General features: G+C 41.8%; 17 protein-coding genes. 8 read left to right on the top strand and 9 right to left on the bottom strand.

Annotated elements, in window-relative coordinates:
• The 4 genes from BWD47_RS06295 to BWD47_RS06280 all read right to left on the bottom strand — a co-directional run bounded on the left by BWD47_RS06295 (nt 1) and on the right by BWD47_RS06280 (nt 4,479).
• Complete coding sequence (locus BWD47_RS06295) at nt 1-498, bottom strand: PTS glucose transporter subunit IIA (protein WP_075593652.1); 498 nt, start codon at nt 496-498, stop codon at nt 1-3.
• A 4-nt stretch (nt 499-502) separates the two neighbouring features.
• The gene (locus tag BWD47_RS06290) at nt 503-895 is read right to left on the bottom strand and encodes an ACT domain-containing protein (protein ID WP_036968903.1); all 393 of its coding nucleotides are present in this window, start codon (nt 893-895) and stop codon (nt 503-505) included.
• Nucleotides 896-1,105: 210 nt separating this feature from the next.
• Complete coding sequence (pta, locus tag BWD47_RS06285; protein ID WP_036968900.1) at nt 1,106-3,262, bottom strand: phosphate acetyltransferase; 2,157 nt, start codon at nt 3,260-3,262, stop codon at nt 1,106-1,108.
• A gap of 2 nt (nt 3,263-3,264) precedes the next feature.
• A complete protein-coding gene (locus tag BWD47_RS06280; protein ID WP_075593651.1) occupies nt 3,265-4,479 on the bottom strand; it encodes an acetate kinase in 1,215 nt (404 codons plus the stop codon).
• A 272-nt stretch (nt 4,480-4,751) separates the two neighbouring features.
• On the opposite strand from BWD47_RS06280, the gene yfbV reads away from it, so the two are divergent.
• Nucleotides 4,752-5,198, top strand: coding sequence for a terminus macrodomain insulation protein YfbV (yfbV, locus tag BWD47_RS06275; protein ID WP_036968894.1), 447 nt, complete (start codon nt 4,752-4,754; stop codon nt 5,196-5,198).
• Here the strand turns inward: yfbV and BWD47_RS06270 are convergent.
• The 3 genes from BWD47_RS06270 to xthA are packed head-to-tail and all read right to left on the bottom strand — an operon-like array spanning nt 5,195 to nt 7,445.
• Nucleotides 5,195-5,992, bottom strand: a complete 798-nt coding sequence (locus BWD47_RS06270) for a putative RNA methyltransferase (protein ID WP_075593650.1) — start codon at nt 5,990-5,992, stop codon at nt 5,195-5,197. The genes yfbV and BWD47_RS06270 overlap by 4 nt on opposite strands.
• On the bottom strand, nt 5,989-6,639 hold the full coding sequence (locus tag BWD47_RS06265) for an energy-coupling factor ABC transporter permease (protein ID WP_075593649.1): 651 nt from the start codon (nt 6,637-6,639) through the stop codon (nt 5,989-5,991). The genes BWD47_RS06270 and BWD47_RS06265 overlap by 4 nt, the downstream gene beginning before the upstream one ends.
• Entirely contained in the window at nt 6,636-7,445 is an 810-nt protein-coding gene (gene xthA / locus BWD47_RS06260) for an exodeoxyribonuclease III (RefSeq protein ID WP_065979830.1), read from the bottom strand. The genes BWD47_RS06265 and xthA overlap by 4 nt, the downstream gene beginning before the upstream one ends.
• 247 nt (nt 7,446-7,692) lie before the next feature.
• Here xthA and BWD47_RS06255 point away from each other — a divergent pair, with 247 nt between their 5' ends.
• The 3 genes from BWD47_RS06255 to rluB all read left to right on the top strand — a co-directional run bounded on the left by BWD47_RS06255 (nt 7,693) and on the right by rluB (nt 9,827).
• Nucleotides 7,693-8,127 (top strand): hypothetical protein, encoded by a 435-nt coding sequence (locus tag BWD47_RS06255; protein ID WP_036968882.1) that lies wholly within the window; start codon nt 7,693-7,695, stop codon nt 8,125-8,127.
• A gap of 240 nt (nt 8,128-8,367) precedes the next feature.
• Entirely contained in the window at nt 8,368-8,958 is a 591-nt protein-coding gene (gene scpB / locus BWD47_RS06250) for an SMC-Scp complex subunit ScpB (protein ID WP_075593648.1), read from the top strand.
• Complete coding sequence (gene rluB, locus BWD47_RS06245; RefSeq protein ID WP_036968876.1) at nt 8,955-9,827, top strand: 23S rRNA pseudouridine(2605) synthase RluB; 873 nt, start codon at nt 8,955-8,957, stop codon at nt 9,825-9,827. Before scpB ends, rluB begins: the two co-directional genes overlap by 4 nt.
• Nucleotides 9,828-9,862: 35 nt before the next feature.
• Here rluB and BWD47_RS06240 read toward each other — a convergent pair whose 3' ends face one another.
• The gene (locus BWD47_RS06240; protein WP_036968874.1) at nt 9,863-10,606 is read right to left on the bottom strand and encodes a YciK family oxidoreductase; all 744 of its coding nucleotides are present in this window, start codon (nt 10,604-10,606) and stop codon (nt 9,863-9,865) included.
• 227 nt (nt 10,607-10,833) lie between these two features.
• Between BWD47_RS06240 and BWD47_RS06235 the strand changes: the two genes are divergently transcribed.
• Together BWD47_RS06235 and sohB are read left to right on the top strand one after the other, a co-directional pair.
• On the top strand, nt 10,834-13,266 hold the full coding sequence (locus BWD47_RS06235) for a VolA/Pla-1 family phospholipase (protein ID WP_065979831.1): 2,433 nt from the start codon (nt 10,834-10,836) through the stop codon (nt 13,264-13,266).
• Between the two features lie 99 nt (nt 13,267-13,365).
• Complete coding sequence (gene sohB, locus BWD47_RS06230; protein ID WP_065979832.1) at nt 13,366-14,382, top strand: protease SohB; 1,017 nt, start codon at nt 13,366-13,368, stop codon at nt 14,380-14,382.
• A 62-nt stretch (nt 14,383-14,444) separates the two neighbouring features.
• Here the strand turns inward: sohB and BWD47_RS06225 are convergent, their stop codons facing one another.
• Complete coding sequence (locus tag BWD47_RS06225; protein ID WP_036968865.1) at nt 14,445-15,776, bottom strand: dicarboxylate/amino acid:cation symporter; 1,332 nt, start codon at nt 15,774-15,776, stop codon at nt 14,445-14,447.
• Nucleotides 15,777-15,969: 193 nt separating this feature from the next.
• Here BWD47_RS06225 and BWD47_RS06220 point away from each other — a divergent pair, with 193 nt between their 5' ends.
• Nucleotides 15,970-19,734 (top strand): hypothetical protein, encoded by a 3,765-nt coding sequence (locus BWD47_RS06220; protein WP_075593647.1) that lies wholly within the window; start codon nt 15,970-15,972, stop codon nt 19,732-19,734.
• A 308-nt stretch (nt 19,735-20,042) separates the two neighbouring features.
• Nucleotides 20,043-22,709: a type I DNA topoisomerase gene (topA, locus tag BWD47_RS06215; RefSeq protein ID WP_075593646.1), complete on the top strand. Its 2,667-nt coding sequence runs from the start codon at nt 20,043-20,045 to the stop codon at nt 22,707-22,709.
• Nucleotides 22,710-22,715 lie beyond the last annotated feature (6 nt).

The raw sequence follows: 22,715 nt of genomic DNA, 5'->3' as shown, positions 1-22,715 counted from the left end.
CTACTTTTTAGTTACTGTTAGTAATGTATCTACCCCAGCGGTGACCTGAGATAACGAAAAATAAAGCGGTCCAAGGTTTGCAGCATTCAACACACACAGTGTGCCTATCATTGGGCGCGTTAATTCACGTAAATCGAAATACGCTAAGCGTTCGCCTTGGGAAATTTTATTGCCGTTTAATTTAGCAATGTTGGTGTGATTAATGTGATCATCTTCAGATGAAAAATATAAATTTATTAAAATTTTCAGGCCATTGTTTGCTTGTAATAGGTATTCTTTACCCGCATTTTTAACTTGTAATAAGGTGCCATCGAACGGTGCAATAATGTTATGGCTTGTGAGCTCAACAGAAATCCCCGGACCCAATGTCGAAAATCGAAAAAAGGGCTCAGGGTGTTCTGTTATTGGTTTTACCCGACCGCTAAAAGGGCTTTTAATGGCCATTATTTGGCTTTTTCTTAGCGTACGCTCTGGCAAGTATTTTACGTCGTTACTCATGGGGTTACTTTTGCTCACCGAGTACATGGTAGCCGTCTTTTTTTAGCGCAGTTATGGCTTTTGGCATACTTTGTTTTTTTACCAATACATAATCAGTGTCATACGTTGATAACGCAAAAATTGAAATAGAGGCTTTTGCTAATACCCCAGAAATATTTGCCATTATCCCCGTTAGTGAAAAGCCCAATGGACCAATCACTTCAAGTGCTAGCCAATCAGTCTCTTGATCAAGGCTTTGAAGTTCAAAACTACTCGGACAAACAATCGATAATTCGTCAGCAGTTTTAGCAATAAAAAAAATGGCTTGTTGAAGTAAGGCAGGATCAATTGTGTCATTGACATCAAGGCTATGAATCGTAAGTTCTGTGCTATGAAGCTGTAGCGTTTGTTTTGACATCTGTAATCCTATCTAGGTCGCCTTTAAATTTATAGTATATATAAATACGAGTAAGTTAAAGCGCAATAAATTTAGTTGCCGTGTTTTTAGTCAAAGAGGGGCTGGAAGGTTGTCCACAGAATCTGTGGATAAATATGGGAATAGCTCAGTATAAAGAAGGTAACAGGCTAATTTATAAGTGAATTATAAACTAGCCTAATTTTTGAGGGGTTATTTTAGTAAGCTTTCTGCCTGTTTTGCTTGAATCGCCGTAAGGGCAATTGTGTAGACAATATCGTCAACTAATGCACCGCGACTTAAGTCATTCACAGGTTTACGCATACCTTGCAACATAGGCCCAATACTGATGAGTTCTGCACTTCGTTGTACGGCTTTGTAGGTTGTATTACCGGTATTAAGATCTGGGAACACAAAGACAGTTGCTTTACCCGCAACAGGGCTGTCAGGCGCTTTCTTAATTGCGACATTTTCCATAATTGCGGCATCGTATTGAAGAGGACCGTCAATGATGAGATCAGGGCGTTTTTGCTGCGCTAACTTGGTGGCTTCACGCACTTTTTCAACATCAGCTCCTGAACCTGATGTGCCAGTACTGTAACTGATCATCGCAACACGGGGTTCAATGCCAAATGCAGCGGCAGAGTCAGCTGATTGAATCGCAATATCGGCGAGTTGTTCAGCCGTTGGGTCAGGGTTAATAGCACAGTCACCATAGACTAGCACTTGATCAGGTAACAACATGAAAAACACGGATGATACTAATGACGAGCCTGGTGCTGTTTTAATAAGTTGTAATGGCGGGCGAATCGTATTAGCAGTGGTATTAACGGCCCCTGATACTAATCCATCTACTTTGCCTTGTTCGAGCATCATCGTACCAAGTACAACGTTATCAAGCAGTTGTTCTTGTGCAACGACTTCTGTTAGGCCCTTGCTTTTACGAATTTCTACCATTGGTGCAACATACTCGTTGATCACATCTTTAGGTTCAACAATGGTTACATGGTCGTTAAGCTCAACACCTTGCTGTTGTGCAATACGTAAAATCTCTTCTTTATCACCAAGGAGAATGGTTTTGGCAATCCCGCGTTGGCCACAAATTGCGGCAGCTTTAATTGTACGTGGCTCATTACCTTCGGGTAACACAACCGTTTTGTTCGCTTGGCGTGCTTTGTCTGTTAATAAGAAACGGAACGCTGGCGGTGACATTTTTCGGGTGCGACCGACGCTTTTCGCAAGACTGTCTAGCCAGTCAGAGTCGATGTGGCTGGCGTTATGGTGCTTCACTTTATCGATACGTTGGTCATCATCACACGGCACTTCCATATTAAAGTTGTGCAGCAGCAATGAAGTGCGCCAAGTGTCTTCTTTTGTGGCAATAATAGGCAAACCAGTGTCCATTGCTTGCTCACATAACTGCATAATACGGTCTTCAGGTTTAAAACCACCGGTGAGTAATATAGCGCCAATTTTTGTACCATTCATTGCTGATAAGCACGCAGCAACGAGTACGTCGGAGCGGTCACCGGGCGTAACCAAAAGGACGCCTGGGGTAAAATGGTTTAAAATATTTGAGACCGTGCGAGCACAAAAAGTAACGTGACGTAAACGTCGGTGTGCCATATCACCTTCATTAATGACTTCCGCTTTTAAGTATTCACATAAATCTTTAACGCGAGGTGCAACAAGATCAAAATCCCACGGAATTGAACCAAGTAATTTAAATGGGTGTTTTCTAAAGATAGGCAATGAAGCTAAACGGTTTAATTCGTTTTCAAGTTGCTCAGGTTCATGCGCTTCAACAAGGTCAGCACGTGCGCGGCCTTCTTCATCAAGTGGGGCATTCACTTTATTAAAAATACAGCCTAATACGCGAGGGTGATTGACGCCGCCGTAGTTACCAGAAGCAATTTCTAAGCGGTCTTCAATTTGGTCATTACTGTCGTTGCTTGGGGTTAGCACAAAGACAATATCAGCCCCAAGAGTTTGCGCTATCTCACGGTTTACTCGCCCAGCATAAGGCTGGCGTCGCGTTGGCACCATGCCTTCGATGATGGCAATTTCGTCTTCTTTTATGGTGTTTTCAAAGCGTTCAACAATTTCTTCAAGTAGATCATCTCCCTTACCATCCCCAATCATTTGCTCAGCATAGGCTAAATCAAAAGGCTTAGGTGGAGTGATGGGGGAGCCATGAGTCACAATTTGTGTTGACTTCTCGGGGCCTGTATCACCTGAACGAGGCTGTGCAATCGGTTTAAAAAAGTTTACTTTTAACGCTTTTTGTTCAAGTGCGCGTACTAAACCAACCGAAACGGATGTTAAACCAACCCCTGTTGAAATAGGGATCAACATTATTCTGCGAGCCATAATTAACACTCCTTCGCAATGCGTGCTGCGTCGTTTGCTATTACCCATTCTTCATTGGTTGGAATAACAAAGGCTTTTGTAAAGGCATCACCTTGTGTGATTAAGCCTGCGTGACCAAAGCGTGCGGCTAAATTTGCTTGATCATCACAAACAAGGCCTAAAAAGCCTAATTGTGTGATCACTTTTTTGCGAATGATGTCTGAGTTTTCACCAATACCCCCGGTAAAAATCAGCGCGTCTAGGCGCTGCAAAGGCACCATAAATGCGGCTATTTGTTTTGCTAATCGGTAGCAGAAAATATCAAGCGCAAGATTAGCCTGCTGATGACCAGCAACAGCCGCTTCTTCAATTGTGCGACAATCGTTAGATAACTCACTGATACCTAATAGACCACTTTGTTTGTTTAGTAGATCATCAATTTCTTGTACAGAATAGTTAAGTTGCTGGGTTAAGAACGTAAATAAACCCGGGTCAATGCTACCGCTTCGCGTGCCCATCACAAGGCCTTCAAGAGGGGTTAGGCCCATACTTGTATCAACACTGTTGCCATCTTTAATGGCGCACACAGAACAGCCATTACCCAAATGAGCACTGATCACATTGGTTTGTTCGCGTTCTTTGCCGAGTAATTTTGCCGCTTCACCCGCTACATAGAAATGGCTGGTACCATGAAAGCCGTATCGTCTCACGCCATGCTCTTTGTATAACGAGTAAGGTAGGGCATACAAGTAAGCAATATTTGGCATTGTTTGATGGAAAGCGGTATCAAATACTGCAATTTGTGGCAGCGTTGAAAATGCCTGCTGCGCAGTACGAATACCAAGTAAATTTGCAGGGTTATGCAAGGGGGCTAAGGCTGCCGTTTTTTCAATCGCAGATAATACATCGTTGTCGATTAGCACTGACTCGGTGAAATGTTCTCCACCGTGAACAACACGATGCCCGACAGCTATTAGGTTGTCTGCTAAACCTAAACTATTCACCAGATTAACTAACTCAGCGATTGCCGCGTCATGTGCTTGACCATTTGCTAATTCAATAACTTGCTTGTTGCCCTTGTATTTGTACTTAATTGAAGGTGTTTCTGAGCCTAATCGTTCAGCAAGACCAGAAATTATTTCGTCGGAGGTGGCGGCGTCTAAAATGGCGAACTTTAGACTTGAACTACCACAGTTTAATACTAAAACATGGCGTGGTGAGCAAGGTTGCAAAGGCATAGCTGAGTCCTAAAAATACAATATCAGAGTGAGTACGGCTTGATAATTAGTGTTCTGTGCCAGTATAGTAAAAACATATTTTGTTGCTACACTTAACAGAGTTAGGTCGTAATTATACTAAAGTCTTGTTGACTTGTGCCGATAATATTTTATCTCATTTAGTTGTTAAACGTTAGCCTGATTAACAAAAAACTAGGACAGGTTTTGCAGGGATTGTGTCCGGGAGTGTGTTACACTCACATGTGAAACAGTATGAAAACCTAGGAGTGATGATGCAAAAAAGTGTCATGTCACAAGTGCAAACAGGTCGCCAATACGCCAAAAAGTGGCCTATGCGACAAGAGCTTGCTCCCTTGTTTGCTGAATTTAAAGTGATAAAAGCCACTGAGCTTGCCATTACAGTAATGCCTATACTGGCAATGCTGACTGTGTTTATGCAAGTAAACTACTTAGGCAGTGAATTTTTCCCACAAGCAATTACAATTGCATTATTTTTTCTGTCATTACCATTGCAAGGTTTGTTGTGGTTAGGTAAGCGCGCAGAAACTCGGTTAGAGCCTGCAATGTTTAACTGGTACACAGAGCTTCATAGTAAAATGAAAGCGCATGGTTACCAGTCGCAATTAACGACTGAAAAACCACGCTATTCTGATTTGGCTCAACTGCTAAAAGATATGTTCGAAAAAATGGACAAAGCCTTCACAAAAGAACACTTTTAGTCACGAATAAACTGGCTCACATAAAATGATAATGTCACTGTTTGTGGGCCTTTTTGTTCTATTTCTTGCCAATGTTCAGGGCGAAATTTCCACGCAAATGGCGTCATCATTATCAAATGCTTAATGTCTTCAACACGTAATACGGTTTGTTGTTCAAGTAGCTCTGTCGATTTTGTGCTAAAACCATTGGGCGCTTCTATTTGGGTATGTGGTTTAACATCTGCGTAAATAAACGACTTTAACTCTTTAAGGTGCCATGGGCCGGGGCTTGCCACAATCAATGTGCTTTGGGGTTTTGCTAGGCGCGCGAGTTCGTCTGCAAAAAGCGGGGCAAAGACACTTACCAGTACATCAGCTTCACTATCTGCAAAGGGCGATTGGCTAATTGATGCGACACTAAAATGGGCATTTTCATAGCGTTTTGCGGCATATTTCACTGCCGGTTTCGAAATATCGACCCCATACACTGTTGCATTCGATGAGTTCGCTATCGCTTGGGTGTAAAACCCTTCGCCACAGCCAAGATCTATTACTGACACAGGTTTTAATTTAGAGACTAAGCGTGCAATAGCGTGCTGTAAAAAGCCATAATGGCCAGCAGATAAAAAGGCGCGGCGCGCTTGTACCATGTCGAGGTTATCACCCGGTTGCTTCGACTTTTTATTTTGTACGGGTAATAAATTTACGTAGCCTTCTTTGGCAATATCAAAGCTGTGATTATTCACGCAGCGATATGTTTTATCAGTTAAAGTCAGTGCGTGTTTGCAAAGCGGGCAGTGGTAGTGAAGACTCATGAGTCTAAGTAGTCCTTATCATAAAAGGTTTTAACCCAATGCGGGCGATAGGTGATCAATAAGGTAATAGCCATGCCATTGAGCATCGCTTCAGGAAACCAAATTATGGCACATAAAATTAGGTAGTTTTGCGAAATTTCAATCAAGCTATATTCACCCATAACGTAATAGAGCATGCCACTGGTGAGTATTTTAATACAGGCGATGAGTGCAGCAGTTAAAAAAGCACAGAAAAAGATATAGATAAAAAAGTGTTTTGGTAAGTAAGTATAGCAAAGCACAAAACACAGGTAGCTGAGCGAAATGGGTATAAAGGCAGTGAAAAGTAAGTGAATCGGCAGAAGGCTTATGGGCAACTGAGCCACTAAAATCAACAAGGCACTTGCCAGTACACTTGCAAAAATTGCCAACCGCCAGCCTAAAATAAGGGTAACGGCACTGACCCCTAGTATATGCAATTCGAGGCCAGGTAAAATACCGGCTTTTATACGCCACAGCACAGCAAGCACAAGTGCACAGGCAAGCACACCTACTTGTCTGATTGGCGTTGCCAATAGCTGTGCAAAGCTGTTTTTATCAAAGCTAAGCAAAAGTATTAAAGCCACACAGCTCCACAAAGGGAGCTGCCATTGCAATTGCTCTATCATGCGTCAAATGAAGACCAGATAGGGGCGTGATCTGATGGCTTTTCGATTCCACGTAATTCGTAATCGATACCAGATTCGACACAACGCTCAGCAAGGGTTGGGGTTGCTAAAATAACGTCGATACGCAGTCCTCGGTTGTCATCAAACCCTTTCGAGCGGTAATCAAACCACGAATACTGCTCTGTTTTTTCAGGATATAGCTCGCGGAACGTGTCTTTAAAACCCCAATTTAATAATGTGGCTAGCCATTCACGCTCTTCAGGTTGAAATGAGCATTTACCCGTTTTTAACCAACGTTTACGATTTGGCTCACCGATACCAATATCGAGGTCAGTCGGTGAAATATTAATATCTCCCATCACGATTACATCTTGATCTGGCGTGTGGTTATCATTTAAATGCGTCATTAAATCTTTATAGAACTGACGTTTATAAGGAAATTTTGTTTCATGAGCAATGTTGTCTCCTTGCGGAAAGTAACCATTCATTACCGTTAAGTCACGGCCATTTTCTTGCGCCACAGTTACGCTGATCATACGGCGCTGAGATTCGTCTGTATCAGTCGCAAAACCTTTAACAATAGACTTTGGCTCTTGCTTACACAGCATAGCTACACCGTAATGCGCTTTTTGACCATGAAAATAAACGTGATAACCCATTTTTTGCACGTCTTCGAGAGGGAAGGCTTCATCGTGAACTTTAATTTCTTGTAAGCCAATGATATCAGGCTGATGTTTATCGATAACGGCTTGCAATTGATGTAGACGAGCACGCAGCCCGTTAATGTTGAATGAAATTACCTTCATCGTGCACCTATAAGTTATTTTTGTTTAGAACGAGTAGGTTAATTCTACCATCAAACTAACGGCTATTCATGAGCAAATTTTGAAAAACACTATGAATAAATGTTGCACAATTGATTGACTTCTTAAAGGTATTGTTAACTCATTATTAATTATTAAATTAAATAAATAATTCAGTTGATCTGCTTATTTTTGTTTATATAATGCGCGAAAACACCCGTTCAAATTATGTACTACTTAAAGGTAAACCATGAAAAAACAATTAGTGATGCTTTCAATTGCGTCTATCTCATTTGGCACATTAGCAAGCAACCCGAGCTACTTTTCTGCAGACAACAGTATCGAATCTAAGTTATGTAGTTTAAGTGCAAATGAAGGGTTTACCGCTGCTCGTAAAGAAGCAGCAAAACATGGCATCGCAATGTCACGTTTTTCACCAAGTATTTTATGCAATGGAACTGACATTCGTGAGCTCGCTAAAAAAGCACCCTCACAGCATGTTCCAAAAAAAGCGCAGGTTGAAGTTTTTGCAAAAAACCAGCAAAAAGAAACTCAGCTGTGTATTACAGCACTTAAGCAAGGCTTAACTCCTGTGCGTGAGAAAATAGGTAACTTAAATTCATTAAAATGTAATGGCGAAGCGGTGACAGACTTTGTAAAACGCTACCAAAACGCAGCAATTTAATGAAAATAACTGTTTATAAAACAGGTGAGTGTTGCTGAATGACGCAATAACTTACTCTGAATGATAAAAGCGCTCTTTGTAGCGCTTTTTTAATGACTAAAACTGTCAAAAAGGTCTCTGTTTTATCCACGCTGCAAAAGCATGGCGTAAATTACGCTGGTTTTTAGTAATAAATTTTCCAACCTTCAGTGACTTCTGTCATAATAGAGCGTTAGTGAAATAAAATGACCTTTAGGTGCAATGGCTACAAAACGTATCAGTGATGAACAGCTTGTCGAAATCATAGAAGCCGCGATTTTTGTTGCTGGAAAACCGCTGTCTAAACGTCATTTAAAAGAAACGGTTTTAGCTGAGTTAAGCGTATCAATGCCCAGAATTAATAATGCAATTGATCAGATTCAAACGCATTATCAAACTCGCGGCATAAAACTTGTTGCTGTTGGCAGTGGGTATCGCTTTCAGGCCTGTGCAAGCCTTGCGCCTTGGCTTGCGAATTTATGGCAAGAACGTGCGCCTAAATATTCAAGAGCGCTGTTAGAAACATTATCTCTGATTGCCTATCGACAACCAATCACCCGTGGCGAAATTGAACAAGTACGAGGTGTAACGGTGGGCTCAGGAATTATTAAAACGTTATTAGAAAGAGAGTGGATAAGAGTTGTTGGGCACAAAGAAGTGCCAGGGCGCCCGGCGCTTTATGCAACGACGGCCACTTTCTTAGACTATTTTTCATTAGCTGGTTTAGATGAGTTACCGCCTTTGCCTGACACTCAGGAAAGTAAAATCAACCAGCTATTGAGTGATCCTTCTGTGAGAGAACTATCTGAATGAGTACAGTAGAAACTGAAAAGTTACAAAAAGTGTTGGCGAGAGCGGGTGTGGGTTCGCGCCGCGAAATGGAAAAATACATTGATGCAAATCGCGTGAGTGTAAATGGTAAGGTTGCCCGTTTAGGTGATCGTGTTGAACCAACTGATGTAATTCGTGTCGACGGTCATGTAGTAAAAATTGAAGATAAGGCAGAGCGTATTTGTCGTGTATTAATGTATAACAAGCCAGAAGGTGAGTTATGTACACGTAAAGACCCAGAAGGCCGACGCACAGTATTCGATCGTCTCCCTCGTGTTGATGGTGATCGCTGGATTGCGGTCGGGCGCCTTGATATTAATACGGCTGGCTTAATGTTGTTTACCAATGACGGTGAACTGGCTAATCGCTTGATGCACCCAAGTTATGAAGTAGAGCGTGAGTACTCGGCGCGTGTATTTGGTGAAGTTACTAACGAAACGTTACGAAATTTGACCAAAGGGGTTGAGCTTGAAGATGGCCCTGCGAAATTTTTAAATATAAAGCCGATGGGTGGAGAAGGCATTAACCGTTGGTTTAATGTGACATTAACTGAAGGTCGTAACCGCGAAGTGCGTCGTTTGTGGCAGTCACAAGATGTTGAAGTGTCTCGTTTGATCCGTATTCGCTATGGTAAGTTAGAACTTGATAAACGTTTACCGCAAGGTGGATGGGCAGAGCTTGACCTAGACACAGTGAATTATTTGCGTAAAACCGTACAGCTAGGCCGTGAGACACAAACTAAGCTATCTGCAATCCCAGATAAGCGTAAAGAGAAGCGCGCTAAGATTAATCAAATTCGTAAAGCGGTTAAAAAGCATAATCACCGTGTTAAACAAACTAAGCGCCGTTAATGAACAGTAAAGCGCGGGTTTAATACCCGCGTTTTTTATTTTTGCTGTGCATCAAGTGATTGACCATTCACTTCTTTAGAATCATCACTCATCAGATATAAATAGGTTGGCATTAAATCTTCTGCAGTAGCCAATTTATCTCTGTCTTCACCTGGGTAGGCAGACGCGCGCATGGCTGTCCGTGTTGCACCAGGGTTAATACAGTTAATACGGATATTAGTTTTACCTACTTCAGATGCCCATGTTTGCATCATCCCTTCAACTGCAAATTTTGAAATAGCGTATGCTCCCCAAAACTCACGCCCTTTACGGCCAACGCCTGACGATGTGAATATCACAGAAGCACTCGGCGATTTACGAAGTACTGGGAACATATATTTAGTGATCATAGCCTGCGCTGTCACATTAACTTTCATGATATTTTCGAAAGTTGAAACGCAAAAGTGCTCAAGCGGGCCGAGCGACCCTAAAATTCCAGCGTTATTGAGGAGTCCGTCTAATTTACCAAATTGTTGTTCTATAGTAGCAGCTAGATCACGGTAGTTTTGCTTAGTTGCGCCTTTTAAGTCCATTGGCACAATAGCAGGTTGTGGACCACCCGCATTGATAATTTCATCGTAAACAGCTTCAAGTTTACTGGTTGTTTTTCCAAGTAAAATAACAGTGGCACCCTGCTTTGCATAGGTTAATGCGGCAACGCGACCAATACCATCACCGGCACCTGTTATTAGAATTACTTTGTCTTTTAGCGCATTCTCAGCAGCTTTATATGTGTGCATAAAAGTACCATTGATTACATTTTTTTCTATTTTACCATAGCAAAAAGCCAAGTTATCGAATTTATTGCAAATTAAGGTGGCGAAAATTGAAACTTTACGTTAACTTTAACTGGTCTAATGTCTTATTAATAACCTAATTACATTAAATTAACTTAACTAAAGGCAGTCTAGCGACTACTTTTATACTTGAACACACAATAACAATAAGATTTGCGCGGAGCGAAATTATGAAAAAATTGCTACTTTCACTAGCCATTGCATCAGTCATTACCGGCTGTGGTGGAGGAGAAACATTAGAAGATGTAAAAAATGACAGCCCTCCTATCATCCCTAGCGCGACAGTTAAGTTTGACCCTGCCAACGGTGTTATCTCTGTGCCAAATGACTTATTAATGAGTGGCACACTAGACGGTACACTGAATATCCCTGGCGAATTAGATGACAACAATGTCAGTGTTCCTCGTGCCGCGTATGCTAATCCTCAACTTGCATTGGGTGCACTCGATGGTTGGTCAACACAGACTCCGTTTAAAATCGACCTCGCATTCCCTCCAGGTGTTTCGCTTGATGCCGCTTCGGCGGGGGGGCCTGGTGCTGTACGTATTTTTGAAGTTGTGATGGGTGCAAGTCAAACTGATGAGACCTGTTCACAAGTACCTGCAGGTATTGCATGTAAGCTGGTATCAGAACTCACTTTTGGTGTTGATTTTATTACGCAAGGTTCGAGTGATTCTGTCGCTGTTATTCCGCTAAAACCATTTAAAGCGGGTAGTACATATATAAATGTATTAACGACGTCGTTGTTGGACTCTGAAGGTCGTTCAATTGAGCCTTCGTCTACGTATGCGCTTGTTAGTGAAGAAGCACCGCTTATTACTGATTCTCAAAAGTCACTTCAAGCAGTTATTAACAGCTATGAAAATGCTGTCACTTCAGGTGGCCAAATCAGTAAAGATGACATTATTTACTCTGCGGCAATGACAATGCAATCAGCAGGTCAAGTATTAGGCACTGTTAAACAACTGCTAGCTGCCAGCCTAACCCAAGACGCTTTACCGCGTCCTACAGTGCAAATCCCAGAGCGACCTGTTATGACAGTTGAGCAAGTATTTGCATCACGGGGTATTACTGGTTTATCGCCAGCTTTTGCAGGGGTGCAATATCAAAAAGGCAGCGTGATGCTACCCATGTACCTAGGTACACCGACGGGGACTGATGTCAGTGATTTGTCGGCAACCTATTGGCAAGGGTTGTGTGACAGTGGTGTGGCAGTACTTGGTTATGCGTCTTCTGCGGGAGCATCATTTCCAACGGATCCAATTAGCGAGAATGATGGTCTTTGTATGGCGCTAAGTGGTGGTAAATTGCGTGATTTAGGGCTTGACCAAACGAAACATCTAACTAAGTACAATACCATCCCAAAAACACAGAGCATGGCTAATGTACCGGTGCAAATTACGAAGCCAATTTTGCCTGTAATTAATGCTGTCCGAGTGCAATTAGGAGAAGATGAGCTTGTAATGCCAGAGGGTGGTTGGCCAATTGTTATTTTACAACATGGTATTACGTCTAAAAAAGAAGACATGTTAGCCATTACGGCTCAGTTATCAGTTCAAGGTTTTGCGACTGTAGCAATTGATCACCCAAGACATGGTGAGCGCGGTGTTGATGTTAATGGCGATGGCACCGATGATTTTAATGCATCGACTGGGTCGGTGTTAAGCTACATGAACTTGCAGTCATTATTAGTTGCACGTGATAGCTTACGTCAATCGGTAGCTGATTTATTAGGTTTACGTATGGGCTTGAACTTCACAGGCCAAGCTGATCTTAATGCACAAGATGTCTCTTTCCTTGGCCATTCACTGGGCTCTGTAGTGGCGCCTGCATTTATCGCGGTTGCTAATTCACCGTTGGATGAACAAGTTGATCCACTGTTTAATGTAAAAAGCGTTGCACTGGCCAGTGGTGGCGGTGGTCTTGCTAGTTTCTTAATCGAATCAGCTAGGTTTGGCCCATTTGTACAAGGTTCTGTGTTACTTGCTGCTGGTATTGAAGAGTCGGCTGAGTTTAGTGCGTATTCACAAAATGAAGCACTTTCAAATTGTGGTTCTTTAGCCGCTGATCAAACGGCTTTTGTAGCATGTGCATATAAAGAGTATGTAGGTTCATTAACTATGGCTGGTGAAACCGAAAAACTTGCTAATATTCAAGGCGTAGTAACGCAATTTGCGTTTGCAGCACAAACCGCACTAGACAGTGGCGATCCCTCTAACTATGCATCTGCAGTTGCAGCGCTTGGTACACCAGTATACATGAGTGTTGTTGTGGGTGATGGTGCAGATAATAAAGCAGACCAAGTTATTCCACCGATGGTTGCAAGCAACCCAATTGCAGGGAGTCTGCCTCTTGCAAAGCTTATGGGGTTAACGACAGTGGCTGAAACACAAGCGCCTACCGCAGATCCTATGAGTTATGTTGTTAAGTTTACTAAAGGACATCACAGCTCTGTGCTAACACCTGTGCCTACTGAAGACTCAGGTGCAACAGCGCAAGAGAGTGCAGCAGCGACCACTGAAATGCAGCTGCAAATTGGGACTTTCTTAGCAGCTCGCGGTCAATTTCTACAGGTTACGAATACGGATGTTGTCACAGAATAAGTGAAATCCGCCAATTAAGTAAAAAGCCACATAATGTGGCTTTTTTTTGCCTTAAAGCATGATAAATTGTGGCGAATTAACAATTAATGGAGAGAGTGTTTGGAATTTTTATATGAATATGGCTTGTTTTTTGCCAAAACCCTTACTTTTGTGGTTGCTGTTGCTGCCATCGTTGCGATTATTGTGGGTGCTGCTGTTAAGCCAAAGGCTAAGAAAGGCGAGATAAGCATTGATGATTTAAGTGAGCAATTGGCTGATCTTAAGCAAAACTTTATTGAAAATACGCTCTCTAAAAAAGAGCTTAAGGCCTACTTTAAACAACAAAAAGCTGAGGCCAAAGAGCAGCAAGATAAAGACCCTAAGCCAAGATTATATGTGATTGATTTTAATGGAAGTATAGATGCCCATGAAGTTGAAAGTTTACGTGAAGAAATCACTGCAATTCTTACCATTGCTGACAAAGAAAAAGACAAAGTATTGGTACGCTTAGAAAGCGGTGGTGGAGTGGTTCATGGCTATGGGCTTGCTGCATCTCAACTGCAACGCTTACGCAATGCTGGTATTCATTTAACCGTTGCAATTGATAAGGTTGCAGCCAGTGGTGGCTATATGATGGCGTGCGTTGCCAACGAAATTGTTGCTGCGCCATTTGCAATTGTCGGTTCTATAGGGGTTATTGCACAAATACCCAACTTCAATAAAATTTTGAAGAAGAATGATGTGGATTTTGAGCAAATCACTGCTGGTGAATACAAACGCACCTTGACACTCTTTGGTGAAAATACAGAGAAGGGCCGTGAGAAGTTTAAAGAGGAAATAGAACAAACACATGGTTTATTTAAAACCTTCGTGAGTGAACAACGTCCTTCACTTGATATCGATTCGGTTGCCACAGGTGAACATTGGTTTGCAACTCAGGCCTTTGATAGAGGCTTAGTGGACAAAATTGAAACCAGTGATGATATCTTGCTAAACCAAGCGGATGAACGCCAAATCTATAAAGTAAAGTACAAAGTTAAAAAGAACTTAACGGATAAACTCGCGGTGGGTCTGAGTTCAAGTATCAGCCAAGCAGGGGTAAATTTAATGTCACGTTTTAAAGGAATGAATCCTTAAATTTATTCGCTTTCATGCAAATAAAAAACCCGCTTCAGGAGCGGGTTTTTTATTGACCAAATTTATTTAATTGATTTGTGATAATCTTCTAGGTCTTTGGCTGCGTCAGGGTCGTTAAAGACTTTCTCATCGAACTGTCCTTCCGATTTTGCTACCACACATGTCACCATACAGTCACCAGTTACATTGACAGCTGTTCGCGTCATATCAAGTAAACGGTCAACACCGATAATGATAGCGATACCTTCTACAGGCAAGCCTACTTGATTTAACACCATCGCTAGCATAATCAGACCAACACCGGGTACACCTGCAGTACCAACTGAGGCTAAAGTCGCAGTTAAAATAACCATTAAGTAATCTGATATAGTTAAATCAACAGAAAATACTTGCGCAATAAATACGGTCGCAACACCTTGCATGATAGCAGTGCCATCCATATTAATAGTCGCGCCTAATGGGACCGTGAATGAAGCTACTGAGTTCTGAGCTCCTAATTTTTTAGTGGCAGTTTCCAGAGTGATTGGCATCGTTGCACTTGAACTTGATGTACTAAATGCAAACAGACACGCATTTTTCATTTTCTTTAGGAACGTTATTGGGTTTAGTCCTGTTAACACTTTTAAAAGAATACTGTAGTTCACTAAACCGTGGATAAATAATGCTAGCATCACAATACTAAAATACAGTGCCAAGCTTTTAATCAGTTTAAAGTCGATGGTTGTAAATAGTTTCGCCATTAAAAAGAACACGCCATAAGGTGCAATGTTCATTAGCAGTGTTACAAGCTTTAAAATAACAGTGTTAAGGTCTTCAAATACACTAGCAACTCGCTTACCTGCTTTACCACTTAAAGCCATTGCCACACCAAAAAGAAGGGCAAAAACAATAACTTGTAGCATATTGCCATTTGCCATTGCATCAATTGGATTGGTTGGGAACATCCCAATAATAACTTGCGCAAGAGTCGGGGCTTCTTTCGCACTGTAGGTTGCATCTGACGGTAAATTTATACCCTCGCCAGGATTAAATAACAGTGCAAGTGTGATCGCAACAGTAATCGCGATCGCTGTTGTAACCAAGTAAAGTAGAATTGATTTACCCCCTAAACGGCCCAGTGTTTTTGGATCGCTTAAACTACACGTACCGCACACCAAGGAAACGAATACGAGGGGCACGACGAGCATTTTTAAACTGGCAATGAATATTTGACCACCAATGTGGAAAATACCATCAACGAAAAATGCTTTAATTGGCAAAGAGAATAACCCTAGTGGAATAAGGAAATCGTCTTCACCCGCTAAAATTGCTTGGAAGATAAAACCAACGATCACACCCAAGACCATACCAATCATGATACGAGATGTGAGACTCAATGAACGGACTTTTGACATACACCTAATCTATATTTTTATAAATTTTGCCATAGCCTACCAGCATGAAGATTTTTATACAGAAAAATTCGATAAATATTAGAATTAATTCGATGCAATTCAGATAAAATAATTATGATATTCGTCCAGATTTTAGGTTAATATCAGGTAAACAATAATGTAAATATGAAAATAGCTAACTAGGGAGAGGTCAATGCCTTTATTGCGATGGCTAAGTGTTATAGTTTTCAGCTCACTTTTAGTCGCCTGTGGCGGTGGTGGATCACTTGAGAAAGAAGGGGGTTCATTAGACGGTGGGAATACTACTGATAACCCAACTTATACAATAACAGTGCAAGGGTATAGCGCTGATGGTACTGAATCGAATAATGTAACAGCCGATCAGCCCTTAATGATTCGCGCCTCTTTAACGAGTAGCAATTCAGATGTAACAGGTAAAAAAATAACATTTTCATTAGCGGATAACTTGGGGACTTTAGATCAACCCTCAGCGCTGACTAACAGTGAAGGTAATGCTGAAGTTAAATTAAACGCAGGCACCCAAGCTGGCGCAGATGAAATTATTGCCAGTTTTACCTCAAGCTCAGGTACTGTTTTCTCTGGTAGTTTTAGCTTTTCAACAGCGGGCGACAATGCGCAAACTGGCGATCAAACTTTCACGGTTACATTAAATGGTTTTGTTAAAGGAACTCAAACTAGCAATAATGAAGTAACCGCTGGTGCACCATTAGACCTAGTTGCTACTTTAAAACGTGATGATGAAGTTATCTCGGGTCAAAGAGTTACATTCTCACTTGCCGATGATATTGGATCGCTAACCCCTTCATCAGGTACAGCATTAACAAATAACGATGGTAACGCACTCATGACGCTTACAGCGGGTGATGTTGCCGGTGCGGGTATTGTGACAGCCTCTTATACTGTCAGTGGCGAAACCTATTTTGATACATTTGCATTTACATCAGACGGTTCTGAGTCAGATGATTCAAGTGTGAGTGGCACAGTGACATTGGGCGTCTCTATTGTTGATGCCTCAGGCCTCCCATTCAGTGTAGAAAACCCAGTAAGTAAAGATAATAAAGGAACAGTAACAGCCACTCTATTAGACGATGAGACGCCTTTAGCAGGTCAACTGATTTCTTTTTCTACCAACTATACAGGTAAAATTACGCCTGTTTTAGGGACGGCACTTACAGACGCCAACGGCGAAGCATTTGTTACTTTAAGTAGCGGTAATTCAAAAGGGGCGGGTCAAGTTGTAGCTACATACACTGATGAAAGTGGTAACACAATTACTAAAATCGCCGGTTTTATTTCGAGTGGTGATGATGCCCCAATCGAAAATGCAGAAGCCGCACTTGATATTAAGCTTTTAAAAGGTTGTGCGGCAGACTGGGATGCTAATCGCTATACGACTTCATTAGAAACAACGTATTTATCATCGGGCTGTGTTGTTGTTAATCAGTTTTCATCTGATCAACTCATTGACGTTCTGGTTAAAGTTACCGATACCAGCTCAGGTGATGGAATCGAAGGAATTATCGCAGAGTTATCTACTGACCTAGGTCGTTTATTACCTGAGTCTGGCAAAGCATTAACGGATCCTTTTGGTTTCGCGGTTTTAAAACTACAACCAGGTGCAAACAGTGGTGCAGGTGAAGTGTCGGTGACAGCCAAGTCAGTGACTCTTTCAAAAGCATTTGAAATTGCCACCGCAGAGCTTAATGTTGAAATCACCAATGGCCTATACAACAAACTTGATGCGTCAGGTAACCCAATCGACGGTGAATATGTTCCATTGGCTGCTGGTGCAACTACGGTGATCACCGTTTCGATTTTTGATAGCAACGGAAACCCAATTGTTACACCGCTCGATGTTGAGTTTACGTCTGGTTGCGTAGAGTCGGGATTGGCTGTAATGGACTCAAAAGCAACCAGTATTAGCGGGGTTGCAACGGCTACATACAGAACCAATGGATGTAATACTTCGCAAGGTGATACTGTGACAGCCACAGTGCTCACCGGTGGCACGCCCAAAGTAGTTAATGTAAACGTTCCTGTTTCTGCTGCAGAAGTCAGTTCAATAGAATTCATTGAAGCCACTGAAAATGTTTTAGCGTTAAAAGGAACTGGTGGCGTATCTCGTAAGGAAATCAGTCAATTAACATTTAAGCTAACGGATGAAATCGGTAATGCTGCAAAACAAAAACGAATGGATTTTCGTTTAAGCTCAACCAACGGTGGCATTTCACTATCTGAGGTAACAGATGCAGGTGGCTATTCACATGCAAGTGTTTCTACCGATTCTGAAGGGCTTGCTCGCATTCAAGTAAATGCTGGCTTTGTGCCACAAGCGGTACGTGTACAGGCGTGTTATATACCTGAAGAGCTCATACCTGCTGATCAGAATAATAATGTCACGTGTTGGCAGGAGTTGTATTTAGAATGCCAAAAAGCAGAAGCGGAACGTAATGGTAATGTATCGTGTCCTGTAGGTGAATTATCATTAGTGTCACTTGATGAGCAAGTGGTGAGTGTATCAGATTTAGTCTCTATTAGTTCAGGCTTACCCGATGGTAATAGTTTCACAGCCGGCCCTACTATAATTAACATAGAAGCACTTAATTATATTGGTGATACCACGGATATCTCTGTTTATTTAGCTGATCACTTTAATAACCCTGTACCAGATGGTACGGCTGTGTATTTAACAACAGAAGGTGGGGCGGTTGGCACTCTTGATGGTGCTGAATTTAACCCTCAACTTGAGTGTAATACAGTTGATGGTCAATGTGTTGCGCAGTGGCGTTCACAGAATCCAAAGCCATTTACCGAGGATAAGTGGGGCAATAAAATCAACAGTATCAACCCGAAAACAGGTGTTATCAATTGTGACCTTTATTTTGGTTCCGCAGCCCCTTGTATGGCTGGAATTAGAAACGCTGCGTTTTTTGACGATGGTGTACCATTAGGCGCACGTTCGACGGTGTTGGTGACAGCAAAGGGTCAAGAATCATATATTGATATTAATGGGAATGGCCGCTTTGATACTAATGAATATTACAGTGGCTATGACTTACCAGAAGCTTTTATCGACCATAATGAAAATGGTTTCTATGACGGTTTAGCAGCTATTTACGACCCAGTGAGTGGCACTGTGACGAAGTCAACTGAATTTTGCCAAGAAGGTGATGCAACTGATCCCTGTAGCCCAACAAATACCAATGCAGGACAATTTGAGGAAAATTGGGATATTGACTTAAATGGAATGCATACACTTGCTGATGGTAAATACAATGGTTTAGTGTGTACTGAAAGCGCGACTACCCCAACCGTGGGAGCAACGTTTGAAAGTTTATGTACCAAAGAAGTCATTGATATTCGGGATACTTTTGAAATTGTTATGTCAGGCAGTGAAGCATACACTCGTTTTGTCGTTACAAAAGCTGAGTTACGTAATCGATTTGCTTCGGCTCTCAATGAAAAAACTGCAGCAGACCCAACAGTTTTTACTGACAATGCAATGCAATTAGGGGTTGATATAGCGCAGTGTAATACGATTTATCGTCAAGCTGGTGACTCATCAACTGCCGTTATTTTGGACTTAGAACCTACAGATAACACTGATTACTGTGATTTAGGTTCAATAAATATAACCACAGCGATGGTTGGCAACCAATTGGCTGCTTTAAGTTTCGAGCTTTATTTTTCAGATGTTTACAATAACCCATTACCAGCGAGTACGGCGGTTTCAGTGAGCACTGATAATGGTGATTACAGTGGAACATCTGGCTTTGAGCTGCCTAATACTAGTCAAACGTCAGCCATGTCTTTTGGTTTAACAATTAGTAGAGAGGCTGAAGCAAATAAAAAAGCAGAGGGGAACCTAGTTGTTCAATTTACCACAGGTAAAGGCTTAGTTACCTCAGCTCCAATCGCAATCAGTGATGATGGTTAACAAGTATTTAATTGTTTAAATTTAAAAAAATGCCAACCAGAAGGTTGGCATTTTTGTTGCTGTTCTATATATTCCCCATAAAAATACAGCAAATTATCATTTTGGCTAATTTAGCAGCAAAAATTGTTCAATTATTCAGTCAATGGTTAAAAGTTTCGATTAAAAGCTTGTAACAATTGGTGTTTGTAGATATACCTATAAATATTCGTGCTCCGATGTTAATAAATCATACTAATTTGTTTGATGTGATAGATATACATTTATAAGGGCAAAAAACTTTTAAAATTCTTGGTCAGAAATAGGCAGCTATGGGCAAATCACTTGTAATTGTAGAGTCTCCAGCAAAGGCTAAAACAATTAATAAATACTTAGGTAACGATTTTATCGTCAAGTCCAGTGTTGGGCATGTACGTGATCTACCGACTTCAGGTTCAGGCAAAACGAAAACAGCAGCAACGAAAACCCCTGCTGAGGTTCGAAAAATGTCACCAGAAGAAAAAGCTGCGTATAAAAAACAACGAGATTACAAAAATCTTGTTGCACGTATGGGAATTGACCCTGAGAAAGGCTGGGAACCCCATTATGAAGTTTTGCCTGGCAAAGAGAAAGTCGTTCAAGAATTAAAGAAGCTTGCAGAAAATGCCGATAAAATCTATCTCGCAACCGATTTGGATAGAGAAGGGGAAGCGATTGCATGGCACCTCGAACAGATTATCGGTGGTGAGCCAGAGAAATATAAGCGTGTTGTTTTTAACGAGATTACCAAAAATGCGATTCAGCAAGCTTTTGAAACACCCGGTGAATTAAACACCGATATGGTGTATGCGCAGCAAGCACGCCGTTTCCTTGACCGAGTAGTGGGTTTTATGGTCTCGCCGTTGTTGTGGGCCAAAGTTGCACGCGGTCTCTCTGCAGGCCGTGTTCAGTCTGTTGCTGTTCGTTTGCTTGTAGAACGTGAACGTGAAATAAAAGCATTTATTCCTGAAGAGTTTTGGGATGTGCATGCCGATGTTAAAAATAGTGAGTCTGCCTTACGCCTTGAAGTTACAAAACACGCTGATAAGGCATTTAAGCCTGTTAACGAGCAGCAAGCAATGTCTGCGGTTCGTGACCTTGAGAAAGCTCAGTATGAAGTTGTAAGCGTTGAAGAAAAGCCAAGTAAAAGCAAACCGAGTGCTCCTTTCATTACATCGACTATGCAACAGGCCGCGAGCACTCGCTTAGGCTATGGTGTTAAAAAGACCATGATGCTTGCTCAGCGTTTGTATGAAGCAGGTCATATTACCTATATGCGTACTGATTCAACCAACTTGTCAAAAGATGCGGTTGAAATGTGCCGTGACTATGTTGCTGAGCAGTTCGGTGATAAGTACCTACCAAAAGCACCTATTAGCTACAGCTCTAAAGGCAATGCACAAGAAGCGCACGAAGCGATTCGTCCTTCAAGTGTTTCTATATTGTCGGGTCATTTAGACGGTGTTGAAGCCGATGCGAAAAAATTATATGAGTTAATTTGGCGTCAATTCGTCGCGTGTCAAATGGTGCCAGCAGAATATGATTTAACAACCTTAACGGTTGGCGCGGGTGATTACCAATTAAAAGCAAAAGGCCGTGTCCTTCGTTTTGATGGTTGGACAAGAGTACAGCCTGCTGTGCGTAAGAAAAATGAAGAAGATCAGTCACTCCCCGCTGTAAAGCAAGGTGAAATTCTGAGCTTAGTTGAGCTTGACCCGAAACAACATTTTACAAAACCACCTGCTCGTTTTAGTGAAGCAAGCTTGGTTAAAGAGCTTGAGAAACGAGGTATTGGGCGTCCATCAACGTATGCCTCAATTATTTCAACCATTCAGGACCGTGGTTATGTGCGAGTTGAAAACCGTCGTTTCTTTGCTGAGAAAATGGGAGAGATCGTTACTGACCGCTTAGTTGAAAACTTTGAAGATTTAATGAACTTCGATTTCACAGCAAAAATGGAAGGTCGCCTAGATGATATCGCTGAAGGCGAGCGCATCTGGACGCAAGTACTCGATAAGTTTTATGCAGACTTTTCAAAACAGCTTGAAATCGCTTCAGGAGATGAAGAACAAGGTGGTATGCGTCAGAACCAAATGGTTGAAACAGATATAGATTGTCCAACCTGTGGCCGTAAAATGGGGATTCGTACTGCATCGACTGGTGTTTTCTTAGGGTGTACAGGATACAACTTACCGCCCAAAGAGCGCTGTACTACGACAATGAATCTTGTATCTGGTGATGAAGCCATTGCTGCCGATGTTGAAGACGTCGAGACAGAAACGTTGATGCAAATGAAGCGTTGCCCTATCTGTGAAACAGCTATGGATTCATACCTAATTGATGAAACCCGTAAGCTGCATGTCTGCGGTAATAACCCAGCCTGTAAAGGCTATGTGGTTGAGCAAGGCACGTTTAAAATTAAAGGGTATGACGGCCCAATAATCGAATGCGATAAATGCGGTGCTGATATGCAACTAAAATCTGGCCGATTCGGTAAATATTTTGGTTGTAGTAACGATGATTGTAAAAATACCCGTAAACTACTTAAAAATGGTGAAGCTGCGCCACCAAAAGAAGATCCTGTTCATTTACCAGAATTAGAGTGTGAAAAGTCAGAAGCGTATTTTGTGCTGCGTGACGGCGCGTCGGGTATTTTCTTAGCGGCGAATACATTCCCGAAATCACGGGAAACGCGAGCTCCTAAAGTTGAAGAATTAAAACGTTTTAGAGACCGTATTTCTGAGAAGTTTTATTACCTAGCAGATGCTCCTACGCATGATCCAGATGGTAACCCATCAATTGTTCGTTATAGCCGTAAAAATAAAGAACAGTATGTGATGACAGAGGTAGACGGCAAAGCAACAGGCTGGACAGCTCATTATCAAGGTGGAAAATGGGTAGAAGAAAGTAAGAAGAAGGCCCCCGCTAAAAAGAAAGCTGCAACAAAGGCTAAAAAGTAGCCTGTC

Source organism: Pseudoalteromonas sp. PAB 2.2 (genome assembly GCF_001938575.1).
Taxonomy (GTDB): Bacteria; Pseudomonadota; Gammaproteobacteria; order Enterobacterales; family Alteromonadaceae; genus Pseudoalteromonas; species Pseudoalteromonas lipolytica.
The sequence above is the reverse complement of the archived record's forward strand: the minus strand, read 5'-3'. Positions and strand labels throughout refer to the sequence as shown.